The 16,481-nt window shown below is 59.8% G+C and carries 22 protein-coding genes; 2 read left to right on the forward strand and 20 right to left on the reverse strand.

All coding sequences use genetic code 11. The annotated features are described in order from the left end of the window. Positions 1–102 precede the first annotated feature (102 nt). Positions 103–1,422: a diaminopimelate decarboxylase gene (locus KI810_RS01290; protein WP_214173680.1), complete on the forward strand. Its 1,320-nt coding sequence runs from the start codon at positions 103–105 to the stop codon at positions 1,420–1,422. Positions 1,423–1,515: 93 nt separating this feature from the next. Here KI810_RS01290 and KI810_RS01295 read toward each other — a convergent pair whose 3' ends face one another. The 7 genes from KI810_RS01295 to KI810_RS01325 form a co-directional block, all read right to left on the reverse strand. Beyond that, positions 1,516–1,755: a DUF1653 domain-containing protein gene (locus KI810_RS01295; protein WP_214173681.1), complete on the reverse strand. Its 240-nt coding sequence runs from the start codon at positions 1,753–1,755 to the stop codon at positions 1,516–1,518. Then, positions 1,752–2,126, reverse strand: a complete 375-nt coding sequence (locus KI810_RS01300) for an MGMT family protein (protein ID WP_246525108.1) — start codon at positions 2,124–2,126, stop codon at positions 1,752–1,754. The genes KI810_RS01295 and KI810_RS01300 overlap by 4 nt, the downstream gene beginning before the upstream one ends. Before the next feature lie 81 nt (positions 2,127–2,207). Then, positions 2,208–2,675, reverse strand: a complete 468-nt coding sequence (locus KI810_RS01305) for a YaiI/YqxD family protein (RefSeq protein ID WP_214173682.1) — start codon at positions 2,673–2,675, stop codon at positions 2,208–2,210. A gap of 31 nt (positions 2,676–2,706) precedes the next feature. Beyond that, on the reverse strand, positions 2,707–3,189 hold the full coding sequence (locus KI810_RS01310; RefSeq protein ID WP_214173683.1) for a GreA/GreB family elongation factor: 483 nt from the start codon (positions 3,187–3,189) through the stop codon (positions 2,707–2,709). Between the two features lie 153 nt (positions 3,190–3,342). Next, on the reverse strand, positions 3,343–3,906 hold the full coding sequence (locus tag KI810_RS01315; protein ID WP_214173684.1) for a MerR family transcriptional regulator: 564 nt from the start codon (positions 3,904–3,906) through the stop codon (positions 3,343–3,345). Positions 3,907–3,953: 47 nt separating this feature from the next. Beyond that, positions 3,954–4,139, reverse strand: a complete 186-nt coding sequence (locus KI810_RS01320) for a MerR family transcriptional regulator (RefSeq protein WP_214173685.1) — start codon at positions 4,137–4,139, stop codon at positions 3,954–3,956. A gap of 134 nt (positions 4,140–4,273) precedes the next feature. Next, positions 4,274–5,089, reverse strand: a complete 816-nt coding sequence (locus KI810_RS01325) for a DUF169 domain-containing protein (protein ID WP_214173686.1) — start codon at positions 5,087–5,089, stop codon at positions 4,274–4,276. A 229-nt stretch (positions 5,090–5,318) separates the two neighbouring features. Here KI810_RS01325 and KI810_RS01330 point away from each other — a divergent pair, with 229 nt between their 5' ends. After that, positions 5,319–6,098, forward strand: a complete 780-nt coding sequence (locus tag KI810_RS01330) for a DpnI domain-containing protein (RefSeq protein ID WP_214173687.1) — start codon at positions 5,319–5,321, stop codon at positions 6,096–6,098. A gap of 398 nt (positions 6,099–6,496) precedes the next feature. Here KI810_RS01330 and KI810_RS01335 read toward each other — a convergent pair whose 3' ends face one another. The 13 genes from KI810_RS01335 to KI810_RS01395 form a co-directional block, all read right to left on the reverse strand. Beyond that, a complete protein-coding gene (locus KI810_RS01335) occupies positions 6,497–6,841 on the reverse strand; it encodes a HepT-like ribonuclease domain-containing protein (RefSeq protein WP_214173688.1) in 345 nt (114 codons plus the stop codon). Further along, positions 6,834–7,133 carry a nucleotidyltransferase family protein gene (locus KI810_RS01340; protein ID WP_214173689.1) on the reverse strand — a complete coding sequence of 100 codons (300 nt, stop codon included), beginning with the start codon at positions 7,131–7,133 and terminating at the stop codon, positions 6,834–6,836. Before KI810_RS01340 ends, KI810_RS01335 begins: the two co-directional genes overlap by 8 nt. An 86-nt stretch (positions 7,134–7,219) precedes the next feature. Continuing rightward, a complete protein-coding gene (locus KI810_RS01345) occupies positions 7,220–7,639 on the reverse strand; it encodes a type II toxin-antitoxin system VapC family toxin (protein ID WP_214173690.1) in 420 nt (139 codons plus the stop codon). After that, positions 7,636–7,917 carry a type II toxin-antitoxin system Phd/YefM family antitoxin gene (locus tag KI810_RS01350; RefSeq protein WP_214173691.1) on the reverse strand — a complete coding sequence of 94 codons (282 nt, stop codon included), beginning with the start codon at positions 7,915–7,917 and terminating at the stop codon, positions 7,636–7,638. The genes KI810_RS01345 and KI810_RS01350 overlap by 4 nt, the downstream gene beginning before the upstream one ends. Positions 7,918–8,059: 142 nt before the next feature. Next, the gene (locus tag KI810_RS01355) at positions 8,060–8,302 is read right to left on the reverse strand and encodes a DUF2442 domain-containing protein (RefSeq protein ID WP_214173692.1); all 243 of its coding nucleotides are present in this window, start codon (positions 8,300–8,302) and stop codon (positions 8,060–8,062) included. Further along, positions 8,283–8,516, reverse strand: a complete 234-nt coding sequence (locus tag KI810_RS01360; protein WP_214173693.1) for a DUF4160 domain-containing protein — start codon at positions 8,514–8,516, stop codon at positions 8,283–8,285. Before KI810_RS01360 ends, KI810_RS01355 begins: the two co-directional genes overlap by 20 nt. Positions 8,517–8,561: 45 nt before the next feature. Then, a complete protein-coding gene (locus KI810_RS01365) occupies positions 8,562–9,794 on the reverse strand; it encodes an LL-diaminopimelate aminotransferase (protein ID WP_214173694.1) in 1,233 nt (410 codons plus the stop codon). Between the two features lie 220 nt (positions 9,795–10,014). Then, on the reverse strand, positions 10,015–10,815 hold the full coding sequence (gene dapB, locus KI810_RS01370) for a 4-hydroxy-tetrahydrodipicolinate reductase (RefSeq protein ID WP_214173695.1): 801 nt from the start codon (positions 10,813–10,815) through the stop codon (positions 10,015–10,017). A gap of 152 nt (positions 10,816–10,967) precedes the next feature. Next, the gene (gene dapA, locus KI810_RS01375) at positions 10,968–11,840 is read right to left on the reverse strand and encodes a 4-hydroxy-tetrahydrodipicolinate synthase (protein WP_214173696.1); all 873 of its coding nucleotides are present in this window, start codon (positions 11,838–11,840) and stop codon (positions 10,968–10,970) included. Positions 11,841–12,029: 189 nt separating this feature from the next. Next, positions 12,030–12,779, reverse strand: a complete 750-nt coding sequence (locus tag KI810_RS01380; RefSeq protein WP_214173697.1) for a fibronectin type III domain-containing protein — start codon at positions 12,777–12,779, stop codon at positions 12,030–12,032. A gap of 217 nt (positions 12,780–12,996) precedes the next feature. Further along, on the reverse strand, positions 12,997–14,382 hold the full coding sequence (gene argH, locus KI810_RS01385) for an argininosuccinate lyase (RefSeq protein WP_214173698.1): 1,386 nt from the start codon (positions 14,380–14,382) through the stop codon (positions 12,997–12,999). 260 nt (positions 14,383–14,642) lie between these two features. Continuing rightward, positions 14,643–15,806: a hypothetical protein gene (locus KI810_RS01390; protein WP_214174680.1), complete on the reverse strand. Its 1,164-nt coding sequence runs from the start codon at positions 15,804–15,806 to the stop codon at positions 14,643–14,645. Between the two features lie 206 nt (positions 15,807–16,012). Beyond that, positions 16,013–16,456 (reverse strand): NUDIX domain-containing protein, encoded by a 444-nt coding sequence (locus KI810_RS01395; protein ID WP_214173699.1) that lies wholly within the window; start codon positions 16,454–16,456, stop codon positions 16,013–16,015. Between the last annotated feature and the right edge of the window lie 25 nt (positions 16,457–16,481).

Here is a 16,481-nt window from a genome sequence, read left to right on the forward strand (position 1 = left end):
CGGTATTGCACTGCGCCGGTCGAAAATGGTACATAAAAGGGCAACCGCCTTCACGTTGCCGGGGAATGCGGTCTCCTATAAACAAATCGTGAGGTTGAAACAATGACAATGAAACACTTCGGTCCGACCAGGCTGGACGCAGCGCTCATCCCGAAAATCGCCCAGCAGTGGGGAACGCCGGTCTATCTCCATGACCAGGACTACATCGAGAACAGCTGTGACCAGCTGCTGAACATGCCCAATGCCTACGGCCTGCATGTCCGCTACGCCATGAAGGCCAACTCGGACCGCACCGTCCTCCGGGTCGTCACCAGCAAGGGGCTCGACCTGGACTGCTCGTCCCTGGACGAGGCGGCCCGCGCCCATGCCGCCGGCATCCCCTACAGCCGGATGATGCTCACCACCCAGGAGGTCCCCTCCGGCGAGGAGCGCAAAGAGCTGGAGGCGATGATCAGGGCCGGCCTCAGGTACAACGTCTGCTCCATGCTGCAGTTCCAGCTGATCGCCGACTTCGCCGCAGAGAACAGCGTCGACCTCTCCATCCGGGTCCACCCCGGCGCCGCCGGCGGCGGTGAAAGCACCACCCGCGACACCGGGAGCGAATACTCCTGCTTCGGCGTCCACCTGCGGGACGTCCCGACGGTCAAGGCGCTGGCCGACGAAAAGGGGCTGCGTTTCACCCAGGTCCATGTCCATATCGGCTCCGGCGGCGACCCGGAGAAATGGCGGGAGAACATCGACCGGGAACTGGGCTTCGTGAAGAGCTATTTCCCCGATGCCACCACCGTAAGCTTCGGCGGCGGGCTCAAGGTCGCCCGGATGCCGGGAGAAAAACAGGCCGATATCGCGGCGCTCGGCGCCTATGCCAAGCAGAGGATCGAGGAGTTCAAGGCGGCCACCGGCCGGGAACTGGAGATGGAGATCGAGCCGGGGACCTTCGTCGTGGCCAACTCGGGGCACATCGTCACCCGGATCATCGACAAGAAGCTGACCAACGAGATGAACTTCCTCATCGTCGACGGCGGCATGGAACTGTTGACCCGCCCGCTCCTGTACGGCTCCGAGCACCCCATCGCCATCGTGCGCCAGGACGGAACGCTCCTCTCCAGCGAGTATGACCAGACACCAACCGCCGGCCTCAAATCCTTCGGCATCGTGGGGCGCTGCTGCGAGAGCGGCGACTCGGTACGTCTCGACAAGGAGGGGAACATCGTGCCGGTCATGATCGTCGAGCCGGAAATCGGCGACTATGTGGTCATCGGCGGCACGGGGGCCTATTCCGAGAGCATGTCGCCGGAAAACTACAACTCCCACCGCAAGCCGGGAGCGGTCATGAAGACCCGGAGCGGCGAGCTGGTGCAGATCAGGAAGAAGCAGGTGCGGGAGCAGCTGACACAGAATGAGCTGGATGTGAAGCTGTAGCAGATCACAAAATATTGCTCTGAAAACAAGAAAGGCGGCCAATCGGCCGCCTTTTGCATTACGTATCATGCCCCGAGAAGACTGCCGGGCCGGTCATGCCGGGTGTTCCGGAGCTTCCGCGTCAAGGGGGGTGAAACGCGGCACCTCCTGCCCGGCAACGATCACCGTCTCCATGAACATCGCCAAAGGCCGCACCCAGAGGGAGTCGTGATCGTAGAGGCAACGGTAGACCACCAGCAGTTCGTCGGTCTCGCTGTGGCGCGCCGTGCCGATTACCCGGTACTCCCCACCCTTGTAATGCCGGTAGAGTCCCGGCGCCGGTTCCCGATTCATGATCGCTCCTCTGTCCGCTTCCGCCCTGTACGGCCGCCATCCGCCTCCCAACCGTAGCGGCCGAGATCGACCCGCCCCCGGGCATCGAACCGCACCCCTTCCGCCTCCAGCAACTGCCGCTGAATGAGATCACCGTCACCATTGCGGCGCGGACTGACTTTTCCCTGGCTATTGATTACCCGCTGCCAGGGGACGTCATGGCCGGCCGGCAGCGCCGCCATAGCGTAACCAACGGTGCGGGCAGTACAGCCAATCTGTCGGGCAAGGGAACCGTAGGTGGTAACCAGGCCGGCGGGAATCTGGCTGACCAGGGCATAGATGAGGTTATACAGGGGGCTGGTGGACATGACGTGGGTGGTTTTGTTTTCCATTCTATGAACGATAGGTTCATCATGGGGCAAGCTGGTGAACTCTAGGCTTATCGTTTATCAGTCAAACGCTGTATTTCGCTGTCAGCCGGGTCGTTCGCCCCGCACCATGCGATGCAGCAGGCTGTCCAGGGCCGAGGCGAAGCGGTTGCGGTCGCTCAGGCTGAACGGCGCCGGGCCGCCCCCCTGGATCATGCCGGTGTCGCGCAGTTCTGACAAAAGGTCGCGCATGGCCAGCCGGTCGCCAATGGACTCCTCGGTGTAGCGCTCGCCACGCGGGTCGAGCGCCACGCCCCCCTTGGCGACGATCCGGGCGGCCAGCGGCACGTCGGCGGTCACCACCAGGTCGGTCGGCGCGGCATGTTCGGCGATGTAGTCGTCCGCCACGTCGAAGCCGTCGGCAACCACCACCGTCTCCACCAGCGGGCCGGCATGCTTGGCCAGGCTCTTGTTGGCCACCAGGCAGAGCGGCACCTGCAGCCGGGCCGAGGCCCGGAACAGGATCTCCTTCACCACCCGGGGGCAGGCATCTGCATCGATCCAGATCTTCATGGAACTCTCACGTAATTCGGCTCATTGTTCATCAGGTAACGGCCACGATGGTGTAGACCGTTCCCCTGCCGGCGTCCACCCCCTGCACCTCGTCACCCGTCACACAGCCGAGCAGCATGTTCCCGAGGGGTGACGCCGGGGTGATCACCACGATCTCCCCATCAGGATCGGGAATCTTCATCCCCCCCGCCTGGGGACCGATAAACAGCCGCCGCTCTCCCCCGGCCTCGTCCTCCAGGGTCACCAGGGCCCCCAGCCGCACCGGCGTATCGTCGTCGAACTCCGGCAGCTCCAGGGCACGGTACGCCTCCAGGCCCCGGCGGATCTCCTGGGCGCGGTTGGCCTGCCCCTGGGCGAGGTAGGAGGCTTCCAGGGCGGTGGTATCGTACTTGTTGTCCGGCTGACACTCCTCATGGGTAGCGGCAGCGTGGGCGTGGAGGGCCGCCGCGGTGAACAGGGCCAGGTCGGCTTCCAGCCGGGCGATGATGGTGTCGAGGAGTTGGTGTTTGGTCATGAAGCGGGATGTCCGACGGGAAGAGATGAGCCCGGCAGCCGGGCAAGTGAGGCACTTTAGTCGATTCCCGCCGATTCGTCAAGAAGTGACCAGCTCCGGCAAGAAGGGAATGCCGGGGAAAAGCCACCCTTGGCTGCTTGGCCGCCGTGCGAATTAAGCATGGTGTCCCCGGGATTGTTTGTCGTCGTGGTCCCCATCGCCGCCTGACCACGTGCGGATCAGCAGCGCCTCCTTTTCGGAGATGCCGAGGGAGAGCAGAAAGGCGTGGTGGGCCTCCGGCTCCCGCCTCTCGAACTCCACGTGGAGCTTTTTCATGGCGGCGTCATCCATGCCGGCTGCGCGCAGCATGGCGACGAACATCTCCTTGTTCACGGTGGCACCCGGGCCACCCTCCCCCTGTACCTTCAACATGCCGGCCAGCAGCCGCTGCTTGGTCCGCAGGGCCTCGATCTCCCCGCCGATCTCGTCCAGCCGCCGTCGCAGCACCGTGGTCGTATCGTCACCGGCAGTGGCGAGAATCGCCCTGATCCCTTCGATATCCATGCCGGCCCGGCGCAGGGAGCAGATCGATTCCAGCCGCCCCCGATCGACGGGAGAGTACTGACGATAGCCGGACTCGCTCCGTGCCGATGGCGACAGCAGCCCGATCCGGTCGTAGTAGAGCAGCGTACTGCGTGACAGCCCGAACTCCCGGGCCAGTTGAGAAATGCGGTACATACGGACTCCAGAAGTGCCCCCGGCGCGATGCCGGGGGCGGGTAGCCATCAGGCCGATTTCGCCCTGATGACGCTGATCCTCTCCGCCGGCAGCCCCAGCCACTCCAGGAAGCTCTGGTGCCCCGCCGGGTTCTCCCGCTCGAACAGCCGGTGCCACTCTTCCATTGCCGCATCATCCAGGCCGATGGCCCGGAAGCGGGCCACCCACTCCTCCACGGTTACCGTCGCGCTCATTGTCGTCCTCCTTTTCATACCGTTGATTGTATCATGGCCATGACAAGGACGACGCTAAACTATGAAGCGGTAGACGGGTCAAGATGTATTTTTCTGTGGGCACAGACGTTGGGGCCCCATCTCGGGACACTCTCCTACTTCAACTCCATCCACGGCTCCTGCTCCAGGAAACTCCCTTTGACATTCGCCTCCATCTCCAGAAACCGCTGAAAGGGGATGGTGAAGCTCAGCACGTCCTTCCCCACCTGGCCCCGCAGAAACTGCCGCGCCGATAGGTCCGTAAGCCCCACCAGGCAGCGGGGGTGCTCCCCACGGGCCTCCCGGTAGGCGAGAATGCCGATGACCTGGCACGCGGCGGCATAAGGGATGGCCACGTTTTCCAGGCCGGGACGATCGTAGTTGGCAAACACCGTCAGGGCCGATACCTGATCAGCGGTGACGAGGAAGGTGACCGACTCCGGCTTGTCCGTGGTCGGGTCGATGGCGTCAAGAGGGACAAAGGCGGCGTAGCGGGTGGGGATCTCCGTGATCGGCAGGGCATCGACGAACGCCTGGACCAGCGCCGGGTTTTTCTTGTAACGCTCGCCGTGGAGGAAATGGTGCACGAACTCGGCCCGCGCCCCCCCGGCCTTCATCCCCTCGCCGATCCGGCGCCCCTGCTCCGACGCCTCGTTGCCGGTGGAGAGGAAATGGCAGAACCCTTCCACCCCGCCGGGAAATTTTTCGTAGGTGTTGCCGAAGCCGAGCCCCATACCGCCGCCGAAGCAGCCATAGGTCTCTCGGTCGAACACGGCGATGCGCCCCTTGGTGGCGGCAGCCCCGAACATGCTCAGCACGCACCCCCATTTCCCCGCTTCGAACTGGACCGCCCCCGCCGGCTTCTCGTCGGTAAAGACCAGGGCGACCGGCTCGATCCCGAGGTTGATGGCCCCTGCAATGGCGCTTTTCATATGCTGACCTCCCGAGTAATCGTCTATGCTCTTTCTACCCCGGAACAGGCAAATCGTCAAGAGTCAGGCAAAGCGTGGCACGGAGTAGAAAAGCAAAGGGGCCGAGTGGCCGCCTTTATTTATTACCGCCAGCAGTCGTTTTCTGGTAAATATAGAGAAACTATTTGCGGGCGGCCAAACAGATAAAGACCCCATTTTGAAGTGCATTGGATTAGCTCGTAAGGACAAAATGCAAATAGATCTCACGGATATATTCAGTCAGTGGCGCTCAAGCTACAATAGCAATTCGCAGCTGATTAGAGTTGTTTCGGAAGAGTGGTTTAAAACTCAAATGTTTTGCCCTTCGTGCAATAACAATCGGGTTGAATCATTACCTAATAACTCTAAAGCTGCTGATTTCATTTGTACACATTGTAATGAAACCTATCAGCTTAAGAGCAAGAAGTTAACTCTAGGTCGAAAGGTCGTTGATGGCCAATACGATACGATGCACGATGCAATTATTGAAGGAAGAGCTCCTAACTTTTGCTTTATGACGTATGACTTGTCTAGCTTGTCAGTTACCAACCTCTTGCTCGTGCCACGGTTTTTTATCAATCTGCCGATTCTTGAAAAGCGAAAACCATTATCAGCTACTGCAAGAAGAGCAGGCTGGACCGGATGCAACATTCTGCACCAGGAAATATCTGATAGAGGAAAGCTGTTCGTTGTTGAAAAACAAAAGGTGGCCAGTGCCGAAGAAGTTAGAATCAAGTGGAACAAGATAAGGTTTCTACAGGATTATGATGATTATAATGCTCGGAGCTGGATTACTGATATTTTGCATTGCATAGATGCGGTGAAAAAAGAGAATTTCAATCTTCAAGAAATGTATCAATTTGAAGCGTACTTAGCATCTAACCACCCACTAAATAACAACATCAAACCAAAAATCCGTCAACTACTCCAGGTATTACGGGACCGCGGGATAATCGACTTTGTGGGAAGGGGCGAATACCGGGTTCTATAATTCGCGTTGACTTTTAAGATATTTTGATCAAAGATCCCGTATTTTCAGTGGGGTAATAATTGTGTCAAATAGCCAGCCTGAATGGTATTGCTCTGTATGTGGTGAAAAATTTCAATGGGGAGAAGGGGTTGTGTTAGTTTCAGCCGGAAAAATTGACCGACAATATGATGGTCCAGTGGTAGATAATAATGCTTGGTGGGATATTTATCACCATGATTGTTATGAGGCAAGTCAATAACCAATCTTCAAAAATAGAGGGCGCCGCAATGGGCGCCCTTTCAATTTCATCCTACTTCAAATTCTTCTTTATCCTCTCCACCGCCTCAATCACGTTCTCGCGATGGCCAAAGGCCGACAACCGGAAGAACCCTTCGCCGGCACGGGGTTCCGGGGACATCTTACTTAATTCCCTTCGCTATCTTCTGGACAGCCTCCAGCAGCATCGGCAAATCGTTGTGAATCGTATTCCAGACGATCTCCAGATCGACCCCAAAATATTCGTGAGCAAGAAGGTTGCGGAAGTCCTTGATGTCCTGCCAGGGGATATCCGGGTATCTATCCTTCAACGTTGCAGACAGCTTGCCGACTGCCTCACCGATTATTTCGAACTCGCGAATCACCGCCGAGTAACGCATGCGGTCCCGCACAAACTCAGCGAAGGTTATCCCCTGAACATACGACTGGATGGCCGCACCGGCATCGAGAATATCCTGACTGTAGAGAAGCTGTGGCCGCTCAGACATGGATGATTTCCTTGGCGACCATCTCCCGCGCCAGCGGCTTTAACGTGCTCTCAATCCCCAGATCGACCGTTTTGCCGAACTGTTGTTCGAGGTAGCGCCTTATGCCGAGGAAGTTGCTCAGGGATTTCTTTGCGGGCTCAAGCTCTATGGCGATATCGATGTCGGAATCTTCACGCGCCTCTCCCCGGGCATAACTGCCAAAGAGGCCGACGCTCACCACGCCGAAACGCTGCGCCATTTCATCCTTGTGCGACTGCAAGAACATGATGATATCGTTACTGTTCCTGACCATACTGCCGCTCCTTAAGCTGTATTAACGGGAGTATACGTTTGCACGAGGCAAAAAGCAAGAAGGGGGGCGGGGGCAGTTTGCTTACTTCACGCCCACGGATTAATAACCCGCGCCTTGCATCTCTCAATATCCCTGACATTGCGCGTCACTACGACCAAGCCATGAGCAGCAGCAGTGGCCGCAATGAGCGAATCCATTACCGGCAGTTTTTCGCCCAACCGTTCCGCCTCTCCCTGAAGCCTTCCCCAGCAAAGCGCCGTTTCAAGATCGATTTCAAGAATACGGCCAGCAAACCGCTCAACCAGATCGAGCGCCACCCACGCCTGCAGCTCCTCTTTTTTTGCACCGTCCGGGAGCTTGCTGATCCCTTTCTGCAACTCGCCCAGGTTCAGGACACTGAGAAACAGCTTCTGTTCATCCTGCTTGTCCAGCCAGCTCACCACTGCCGGATTCGGCTCCTTCTTTACCAGTTCGGATATCAGACAGGTATCGAGCAGATACTTCACAACTCCACCTCGCGGGAGAGGTCGGCGCTACGACTAAGATCGAGTTCGATATCATGCAGGGGAGATTGCCGGAAAAACTCTGATAATCCGGTTCGAGGCAACGTCAGTTTGCGATATTCATCGAAAGAAACGACCACCGCAGCGGGCTTGCCCCGCAACGTTATTGTCTGGGGGCCATCATGCAGGGCAGAATCAACCACCTGGCTCAAGCGGTTCTTTGCTTCCTGAAGCTGCCATTCCCGATCATGGGGGGTGCGATCCGTCTTGTTGGCTCTCATCGTATCCTCCACTATTAACCTAGACAGTCTAGCCAGTAAAGAGTAGCACAGCACTGATATTAAATCACCTATAAATTATGCCACCAAAAACAAAGGGCGCCTCAATGGGCGCCCTCGAATTCAAACAGTGTACTTAATTCCTCTACGCCGCCTTTTCCTGCCTGTTTTCTGCGAACATCGCCTCAATACTCAGGTGATAATCCAACTCGGGCCACTCGATGCCGGTCCCGCGGCAGATAAAGCGATAGTTGGCCAACTGGGTCAGGGTAGCGCGCTGCAGTTCGGGATACCAGCTCATGGGCGTGGAAATGATACGGCCATCCTTCAGTTCTACATGGAGATACCGTTCGTCGACGTGAACCACCTTACCTTTTAAAGAACTCATCCCATTTCCCCTCAAATGCTCCCCGATGTTTGACAACAATAGCCAGAGCCTTTTTCAGGTCTGCCTTCTTCATGAAACTCTCGCGTACGGCCAGTGTTGACAGGTCGATTGTAGCATAATCATCCCCCTTAACAACGTGAATGTGCCGTGGAAGATGTTCATTGGCGTAGAAGAAAAACTTGAAGCCATCCTCAATAAGCAGTGTTGGCGACATGAGACACTCCAAAGCAAAAGGGCGCCACGGTGGGCGCCCTTCTTATTACTTCAAATTCTTCTTTATCCTCTCCACCGCCTCAATCACATTCTCACGATGGCCGAAGGCCGAAAGCCTGAAGAACCCTTCACCGCTCGGCCCAAAGCCTGATCCCGGCGTTCCGACCACGTTACATTCGGTAAGGAGCTTGTCGAAGAAGTCCCAGCTGGTCATCCCACCCGGGGTCTTGAGCCAGATGTAGGGGGCGTCCACGCCGCCGTAGCAGGTGACACCGGCTGCGGTCAGCCCTTCGCGGATGATCCGGGCATTCTCCATGTAGTAATCGATGATCTCCCTGGTCTGCTTCCACCCCTCGTCGGTATAGACCGCGGCGGCGGCGCGCTGGACCGGGTAGGAGGCACCGTTGAACTTGGTGGTGGTGCGGCGGAGCCAGAGCTTGTTGAAGCTGTAGCGCTCACCGGTGCTGGTGGTCCCCATCACCTCTTCCGGCACGACCACCAGGCCGCAGCGGACGCCGGTGAAGCCGGCGGTCTTGGAGAAGGAGCGGAACTCGATGGCGCACTTCTTGGCCCCTTCGATCTCGTAGATGGAATGGGGGATATCCGGGTTGGTGATGAACGCCTCGTAGGCGGCATCGAAGAAGATCACCGCGTCGTTGGCGTTGGCGTAGTCGACCCACTTCTTCAGCTCGGCCTTGCTGGCCACGGTGCCGGTCGGGTTGTTGGGGAAGCAGAGGTAGATGATGTCCACCTTGCTTGTCGGGAGCGAGGGGATGAAGTTGTTCGCCTCGTTGCACGGCATGTAGACGATGTTCTTGTAGTACCCCTTCTCGTCCGCCTCGCCGGTCCGGCCGATCATGACGTTGGTGTCGTTGTAGACCGGGTAGACCGGGTCGCCGATGGCCACCACGTTGTCCAGGGCGAAGATGTCGAGGATGTTGGCACAGTCGCACTTGGAGCCGTCGGAGATGAACATCTCCTCGGTCTTGAGGTCGACGCCGAGGGGCTTGTAGGACTTCTCGATGATGGCGTTGATGAGCCAGTCGTACCCCTGCTCCGGGCCGTAGCCGGCGAAGCGGTCGGTGGTGGCCAGGTCGTCCACGGCGTCGTGGAACGCCTTGAGGATAGCGGGGGGAAGGGGACGGGTGACGTCGCCGATGCCGAGGCGGATCACCTTGGCGTCCGGGTTGGCGGCGGTAAACTCCCGCACGCGGCGGCCGATCTCCGGGAAGAGGTAGCCGGCCTTCAGTTTCAGGTAGTTGTCGTTGATCTTTGCCACAGAAAAACCTCCTAAATTTTACAGGGATATTCAGGATAATCAGGATAACGGCTGAAGACCGTAAACCTGAATGAAACTGACTATGCCCGTGAATAATGTTTTTTGAAAGTTAAGTTCTCAGCGTCTAAAGAGAACAGGGATATCAAGAATAAAGGGGGGATACCGCAGAAACGATAATCCTGAATATCCTGATTATCCCTGTGAATAATGCATTTAGCTTTTATTTCAGCCCCAACACGTCCTGCATATCGTACAGCCCCGGCGCTTTGCCCACCACCCACTGGGCCGCCCTGACCGAGCCGCGGGAGAACATGTCCCGGGTCATGGCACGGTGGGAGATCTCGATCCGCTCCCCCATGCCTATGAAGTAGACCGTGTGCTCGCCGACGATATCGCCGCCGCGCACGGTCTGCATGCCGATCTCTTCCTTGGTCCGCTCGCCGCAGATCCCCTCCCGGTGGTAGTTGGCCACCTGGTTGTAGTCCCGACCCAGCGCCTCGGCCACCACCTCACCCATCCGCACCGCGGTGCCGCTGGGAGCGTCCTTCTTCTTGTTGTGGTGCAGCTCCACGATCTCCACGTCGAAGTCGTCACCCAGGGTCTTCGCCACGTCCTTCAGGATCTTGAAGCAGACGTTGACGCCAACGCTCATGTTGGGGGCGAGCACAGCCGGGATCTCCTTGGCCAGCTCGGCGGCCAGGGCCCGCTCCTCGGGGGTGAAGCCGGTGGAGCCGATGACGATGGACTTCTTCTTCAGGGCGCAGACCTCCAGGTTCTTCAGCGACACCTTGGGGGTGGTGAAGTCGATGAGGACGTCGCACCCCGCCACCACGGCGTTCAGGTCGTCGGAGATGTTCACCCCGAGCACGCCGCAACCGGCGATGAGCCCCGCGTCCTGCCCCACCAGCTCGTGTCCCGGCCGCTCCAGCGCGCCGGAGACCGTGCACCCCGCCTCCTTGGCAGCAACGATTATCCTCTGCCCCATCCGGCCGGCGGCCCCACAGACAGCTATTTTAACCATGTGACTCTCCAATAAGCTCAGTTCAACCACACAAATGGTGGAGATTTTAAGGTTTTCCTGCCGGGCGAGGAACCGGGCGGAGGCGTACTGGAAGTACGCCGCACAACCGGCTCCGATGACTTACGCAGCCAGGGCAAAAAAGCATCGTCCGTCTAGATCAGCTTGTATTCCTTCATGATGGCCGTGAGCTTCTCCTTGTTCCCCGCACCCATGGGGCAGAGCGGCAGGCGGAGCTCGTCGGAGCATTTCCCCATGAGCCCCAGGGCCGTCTTGACCGGGATCGGGTTGGACTCGATGAACATGGCGTTGCCGATCTTGAGGGTCTCCAGGTGGAGCTTGCGGGCAGTGGCCAGGTCACCGGCGAAGAAGGCGTCGGTCAGGTCCGCCACGGTCTTCGGCATGATGTTGGCCAGCACCGAGATGACCCCCTTGGCGCCGCACGCCATCATGGGGAAGGTGATGAAGTCGTCGCCGGAGAGGACGTCGATCTGGTCGCCGCAGAGGGAGAGCACTTCGGACGCCTGCTGGAGAGAACCGGTCGCCTCCTTGATGGCGACGATGTTCTTGTTCGGCGCCAGACGGGCCACGGTCTCGGGGAGCATGTTCACCCCGGTGCGTCCCGGGACGTTGTAGAGGATCTGGGGGATGGCCACGGCGTCGGCGATGGCGGTGTAGTGGCGCACCAGCCCTTCCTGGGTCGGCTTGTTGTAGTAAGGGGTGACGAGCAGCACGCCGGCGGCGCCGGCCTCCTTCGCCTTCTGGGAGAGCTCAATCGCCTCGGCGGTGGAGTTGGAGCCGGTGCCGGCGATGACCGGGACCCGCTTGTTCACCTGCTCGATGACGGTCTTCACCACCGCCATGTGCTCGTCGTAGTCCAGCGTCGAGGCCTCGCCGGTGGTGCCGCACGGCACGATGGCGTCGGTCCCGTTGGTGATCTGGAACTCCACGAGCTCCCGCAGTTTCTCGAAGTCCACCTGGCCGTTGGTGAACGGGGTGACGATGGCGACTATGCTTCCCTTGAACATGACCTGCCTCCTCTAGGGGAATTGATGGATGGGATGATTGAAAGAAAAGTGGGTATTTGTACCATACGGGAGGGTAAAAGTCAAAATATTACGGTGTGGTAGGGGGTTACGGGGCGGTCATACCCCGTGGCACGGAACGGAACGGAAGGGAGGGGGCCGAACAGCTCGATGGAGGGGAATCTACCGGCGTTACTCCGGCAACGCCTGGGCGCCCGTCACTTCGTTGGAGATAGCCCCCTCCACGAGCTGTCCGTCGGACGAGGCCACTTCCCGCACCATGTAGGTGTAGGTGACGCCGAAATCGGCGTGCAGGTCCTCGTAGCGGTTTCCCTTCACCGGCTGGGGGGTGAGGAGCGCCAGGGTGGCGATGTCGCTCCCCCGCCGGCGGTAGACGTTGAAGCCTGCACGGTCCGTCCCGGCGCCGGATGCCGGCTGCCATTCCAGGGTGACGCCGGTGGGGGTGGATGTGGCGGTCAGCCGGGGAGCTGCGGGGGAGGCGACTTTCTTGCTGCGGGCCCGGGAGGGGGCGCTTTCCGCACCCTCCTTGTTGTAGGCGACCAGCTTGTACTGGTAGGTGGTGCCGTCCTTCAGGCCGGTATCGGTGAAGATGTAGAGGTTGTTGTAGAGCTGGACCCCCTTGGGGAACTCCAGGTCCACCTGCTGAAGGAGACCATAGGCGGTGGGGCAGCTCTCGCAGTCCTCGTCGGGGGGGAGCACCTCGCGGCGGAACAGCCGGAACCCCGCCAGGTCCTTGAGCGGTTTCCCGCCCGCATCGCGGGAGGGGGCCGACCAGGTGACGTAGAATTGCTCACCCTTCTGCTCCGCCCGCAGGTCGGCGACGGCCGCCGGCACCAGGGAGTCGGGTGGGACGAGGCCACCTTTGCGGCCGCAGGCGGCAAGCAGCGACATCAGCACTATCATCACGAATAATCTGCCCATGGTGTTGTCCCGTTCAGTGAAAGTAATTCTGGATTTAGAGGAGTGAGCGCTCCATTCCGCTCAGAGTCCCCTCGCACCGCCGCGGTACGGCTCATTTCGCGCCAGCCTGCCGGTTGGCTCTGCTCAATTTCGCCTACCGCTGCTGGTACTCGGGCACATTCGCTTCATGGAACGCTCACTCCTCGCTGATTCACAGCGGGGTAAGCCCGTGGCACGGTTACCGTCCCGACTTGACCCGCTCGATCTCGGCCTTGACCCGCTCCAGCGCCGTCCCCCCCGTGGCGCGGCGGGCGTTGACGCTCGCCTCCAGGGTGATGGCGTCGTAGATGTCGGCGTCGATCTTGTCCGAGAACCCCTGCCACTCCTCCATGGTCAGCTCCGGCAGGTCCTTGCCGCGGGAGAGACAATAGGCCACCGATTTCCCCACCACCTCGTGGGCATCCCGGAACGGCATCCCCTTCCGGACGAGATAATCGGCCACGTCGGTGGCGGTGGAAAACCCCTTGGCCGCCGCCTGGCGCATGGTGGCGGCGTTCACTTTCATCTCCCGGATCATGTCGGCGAAGATCTTGAGGCTCCCCTTCACCGTGTCGATGGTGTCGAACAGTGGCTCCTTGTCCTCCTGCATGTCCTTGTTGTAGGCGAGGGGGAGCGACTTCATGACGGTGAGGAGGGCCATCAGGTTGCCGTAGACCCGGCCGGTCTTCCCCCGCACCAGTTCGGGGACGTCCGGGTTCTTCTTCTGGGGCATGATGGAGGAACCGGTGCAGAAGGAGTCGGAGAGGTCGACGAACTTGAACTCGCTCGTGGACCAGAGGATCAGCTCCTCCGAGAAGCGGGAGAGGTGCATCATCAGGATCGAACTGGCAGACATGAACTCCAGGGCGAAGTCGCGATCGGAGACGGAATCGAGGGAGTTGCGGGTGACCTCCGGGAAGTCCAGGAGCTCGGCAACGTGCTCCCGGTCGATGGGGAAGGTGGTCCCGGCCAGGGCGCCCGCCCCGAGGGGAAGAACGTTCATCCGCCGGAGGCAGTCCTCCATCCGCCCCTTGTCCCTTTTGAACATCTCCACGTAGGCGAGCATGTGGTGGGCGAAGAGGATCGGCTGGGCGGTCTGGAGGTGGGTGTAGCCCGGCATGATGACGTCCAGGTTCTTCTCCGCCTGGGACAGGAGGGAGTCGATGAGGAGATCGAGGTAGGCGGATATCTCCACCAGTTCGTCCCGGAGGTAGAGGCGAATGTCCAGGGCCACCTGGTCGTTGCGGGAGCGGCCGGTGTGGAGCCGTTTCCCCGCCTCGCCGATCTTCGCCGAGAGGCGCGCCTCGATGTTCATATGGATATCTTCCAGGGAAACGGAAAAGTCGAACTTCCCCGCCTCGATCTGGTCGAGGATCTCCTGGAGGCCATGGACGATCTTCTCCACGTCAGCCAGGGGGATGATCCCTTGCTTGCCGAGCATCCGGGCATGGGCGATGGAGCCGCGGATATCCTGGTGGTAGAGGCGCTTGTCAAAATCGATGGAGGCCGTGAACTCCTCCACGAACTTGTCGGTCGGCTGGGAAAACCGCCCCCCCCAAAGTTTATCGGTACATTCCTTGGACATGGTGTATCTCCTTCTATGAAAAACTGTCTTATTTGAGTTTTAGTGCCTGTTTCTACTAGAAACGAGCAATTTTTCGCAAGGTCAAGGCGGCCGAAGGATGACGCGGAGGCGTAGTACCCAAACAACGGGCATAAACAACGCTACGCCGCACAATTTCGCTTGCGAAATTGGACCGCGAAGGCGCCCCGAAGGGGGCGGCCGCAGGCCGAGTCACAAGGAATCCTGAAGGCCAACGCCGAGATTGCGGAAAAGGGCCGTTTCTATACCTCCTGGCCGATCTCGAACCCCCCCACCATCTCCTCCCCCGTCACCCTCACCCACCGCTCCTCCGTCGACCAGCGCATGATGGCGTGGACCTTGAGGGGAACCCGGGTGGTGCGGGGGTCGAGCTCGTGGTGCTGGGGGAGGTTGAAGTAGTAGAGCCGGGTGCCGGTGCCGAACCGGAGCCGGCAGAGGGGCGCACCACCGAAGTCGTCGGTGGCGAACTCCGGCAGCTCCACCTTCGCCAGCTTGTGGTGGCGGTTGATGACCACCGCCGACCGGCCGAACTCGCCGGCAGCGGGAGCGTCCTCGATCCGGGTCTCGGCCGAGGCGTTGCCGAAGACCGTCACCGTTTCCCGCACGCCGGGGGTGTCCTCCAGGTATTCGCCGTAAAAGCCGGTCAGGACCTCCCAGTAGGCCCGGTGCTCCGGCTTGGGGTTGCACTGGATGACGAACAGGGCGTCGAGCCCCTGCCGGGTGGAGAAATAGAGCTGATTGGCATGGTCGACGATCTGCCGGATGTTGGAGGCGTAGAGGTCCCGGTAGAGGTAGTCGAGACAGATCAGCACCATGAAATTGAAACAGGAGGGGCGGCTCCGGAACAGGTAAAAATGGCGCCCCCGGTACAGGTCATGGACCTTGTCGAGAAACTCCTCCCCGTGGAACGGGTGGGACTTGGCCTCCAGGAAGACCCGCAGCCTGCCGTCCGCCTCCTTGACCGCCGTACAGCACCAGTTGACCGGCATCTCCAGCACGTCGCCGGAATCGATGTCCCGGTCCACCAGCTCGATCGCCTCGCCGTTGTCATCCCGGAACCGCTCCAGCAGCTCCCGGAAGACCTTCAGGGTGACATGTTCCACCCCGAACATGGTGACCGTATTGGGGCGGAAGCCGGCCCGGATTCTCTCCAGCAGGTCGTCGAAGCGAGCAAAGGGGATGGAGCTCTCGGGGAGCATGAGGAAGTGGAGCTTCTTCAGGTTGCTCTCCCCCGCCGCCACCAGGTCGAGGAGCGCCTCTACCTGGGCCCACTTCCGCACCGGTTCCGCCAGGGCGAATCCCGCCTCGGCCCGCCGCAGATGGTTGGGTATCTGGGCGATGAGGCAATGGAGGTGATGCCCCAAGGGGAATTCCAGATTCACTTTTTTGTCGATAATCTGGACCATGAGAACCTTTTTCTCTACCACAGAGGACACAGAGAAAAAAAGATTTAAGCACATTTATCGGAGCGCGATTTTTTCGCAAGATCAAGGCTGTCAAGGGATTGCGCGGAGTCCCTCACCCGGCCTTTAGCCACCCTCTCCCAAAGGGAGAGGGTAACTGTATCCCTTCTCCCTCTGGGAGAAGGATAGGATGAGGGCAGCGCGCTCCCTCAAACGTCGCAGCTACACAGCTCCGGGAATATCTTCCCCAGTATGAATCTCGCCCCGTCCGGCATGGCATACTGTGGCAGCTCTCCCCGCGGCACCCAGCGGGCCTCGGCCACCTCCCCCGGATTGTGGTTGATGGCACAGGAGAGGGGGCGGCAGAGGTAGTAGAGGATGATGAAATGGTCGTTGTCGTCCCCCGGCGTCAGGTGTTCGAAGACGTCGACCAGGTCCTCCACCTCAACCTCCAGGCCGACCTCCTCCATCACCTCCCGGTGGAGCGCCTTCATGATCGGCTCACCCAGGTCAATCTTGCCGCCGGGCATGACCCAGAGATCCTGGAACGGCTGGATGTTCCGCTTGGTCAGGAGGACCCGCTCGTCGGCATCGACGATGACCGCCACCACCGACGTGACGATATGTTCTTTGCGATATTTTATCTTGGGCATAAACAAACCAGGGACACGGCGGCCG

Source organism: Geomobilimonas luticola, from assembly GCF_018476905.1.
In the GTDB taxonomy this organism is placed as follows: Bacteria; Desulfobacterota; Desulfuromonadia; order Geobacterales; family Geobacteraceae; genus Geomobilimonas; species Geomobilimonas luticola.

Coding starts and splice junctions, on each gene's coding strand:
- dapA (WP_214173696.1), bottom strand. CDS start 11,840: ATGTTCAAGGGAAGCATAGTCGCCATCGTCACCCCGTTCACCAACGGC.
- KI810_RS01340 (WP_214173689.1), bottom strand. CDS start 7,133: ATGGTCAGGAACAGTAACGATATCATCATGTTCTTGCAGTCGCACAAG.
- KI810_RS01360 (WP_214173693.1), bottom strand. CDS start 8,516: ATGTCGCCAACACTGCTTATTGAGGATGGCTTCAAGTTTTTCTTCTAC.
- KI810_RS01325 (WP_214173686.1), bottom strand. CDS start 5,089: ATGAAAAGCGCCATTGCAGGGGCCATCAACCTCGGGATCGAGCCGGTC.
- KI810_RS01330 (WP_214173687.1), top strand. CDS start 5,319: ATGCAAATAGATCTCACGGATATATTCAGTCAGTGGCGCTCAAGCTAC.
- KI810_RS01350 (WP_214173691.1), bottom strand. CDS start 7,917: ATGAGAGCCAACAAGACGGATCGCACCCCCCATGATCGGGAATGGCAG.
- KI810_RS01290 (WP_214173680.1), top strand. CDS start 103: ATGACAATGAAACACTTCGGTCCGACCAGGCTGGACGCAGCGCTCATC.
- dapB (WP_214173695.1), bottom strand. CDS start 10,815: ATGGTTAAAATAGCTGTCTGTGGGGCCGCCGGCCGGATGGGGCAGAGG.
- KI810_RS01315 (WP_214173684.1), bottom strand. CDS start 3,906: ATGTACCGCATTTCTCAACTGGCCCGGGAGTTCGGGCTGTCACGCAGT.
- KI810_RS01305 (WP_214173682.1), bottom strand. CDS start 2,675: ATGAAGATCTGGATCGATGCAGATGCCTGCCCCCGGGTGGTGAAGGAG.
- argH (WP_214173698.1), bottom strand. CDS start 14,382: ATGTCCAAGGAATGTACCGATAAACTTTGGGGGGGGCGGTTTTCCCAG.
- KI810_RS01295 (WP_214173681.1), bottom strand. CDS start 1,755: ATGAATCGGGAACCGGCGCCGGGACTCTACCGGCATTACAAGGGTGGG.
- KI810_RS01320 (WP_214173685.1), bottom strand. CDS start 4,139: ATGAGCGCGACGGTAACCGTGGAGGAGTGGGTGGCCCGCTTCCGGGCC.
- KI810_RS01335 (WP_214173688.1), bottom strand. CDS start 6,841: ATGTCTGAGCGGCCACAGCTTCTCTACAGTCAGGATATTCTCGATGCC.
- KI810_RS01355 (WP_214173692.1), bottom strand. CDS start 8,302: ATGAGTTCTTTAAAAGGTAAGGTGGTTCACGTCGACGAACGGTATCTC.
- KI810_RS01300 (WP_246525108.1), bottom strand. CDS start 2,126: ATGGAAAACAAAACCACCCACGTCATGTCCACCAGCCCCCTGTATAAC.
- KI810_RS01390 (WP_214174680.1), bottom strand. CDS start 15,806: ATGGTCCAGATTATCGACAAAAAAGTGAATCTGGAATTCCCCTTGGGG.
- KI810_RS01310 (WP_214173683.1), bottom strand. CDS start 3,189: ATGACCAAACACCAACTCCTCGACACCATCATCGCCCGGCTGGAAGCC.
- KI810_RS01395 (WP_214173699.1), bottom strand. CDS start 16,456: ATGCCCAAGATAAAATATCGCAAAGAACATATCGTCACGTCGGTGGTG.
- KI810_RS01380 (WP_214173697.1), bottom strand. CDS start 12,779: ATGGGCAGATTATTCGTGATGATAGTGCTGATGTCGCTGCTTGCCGCC.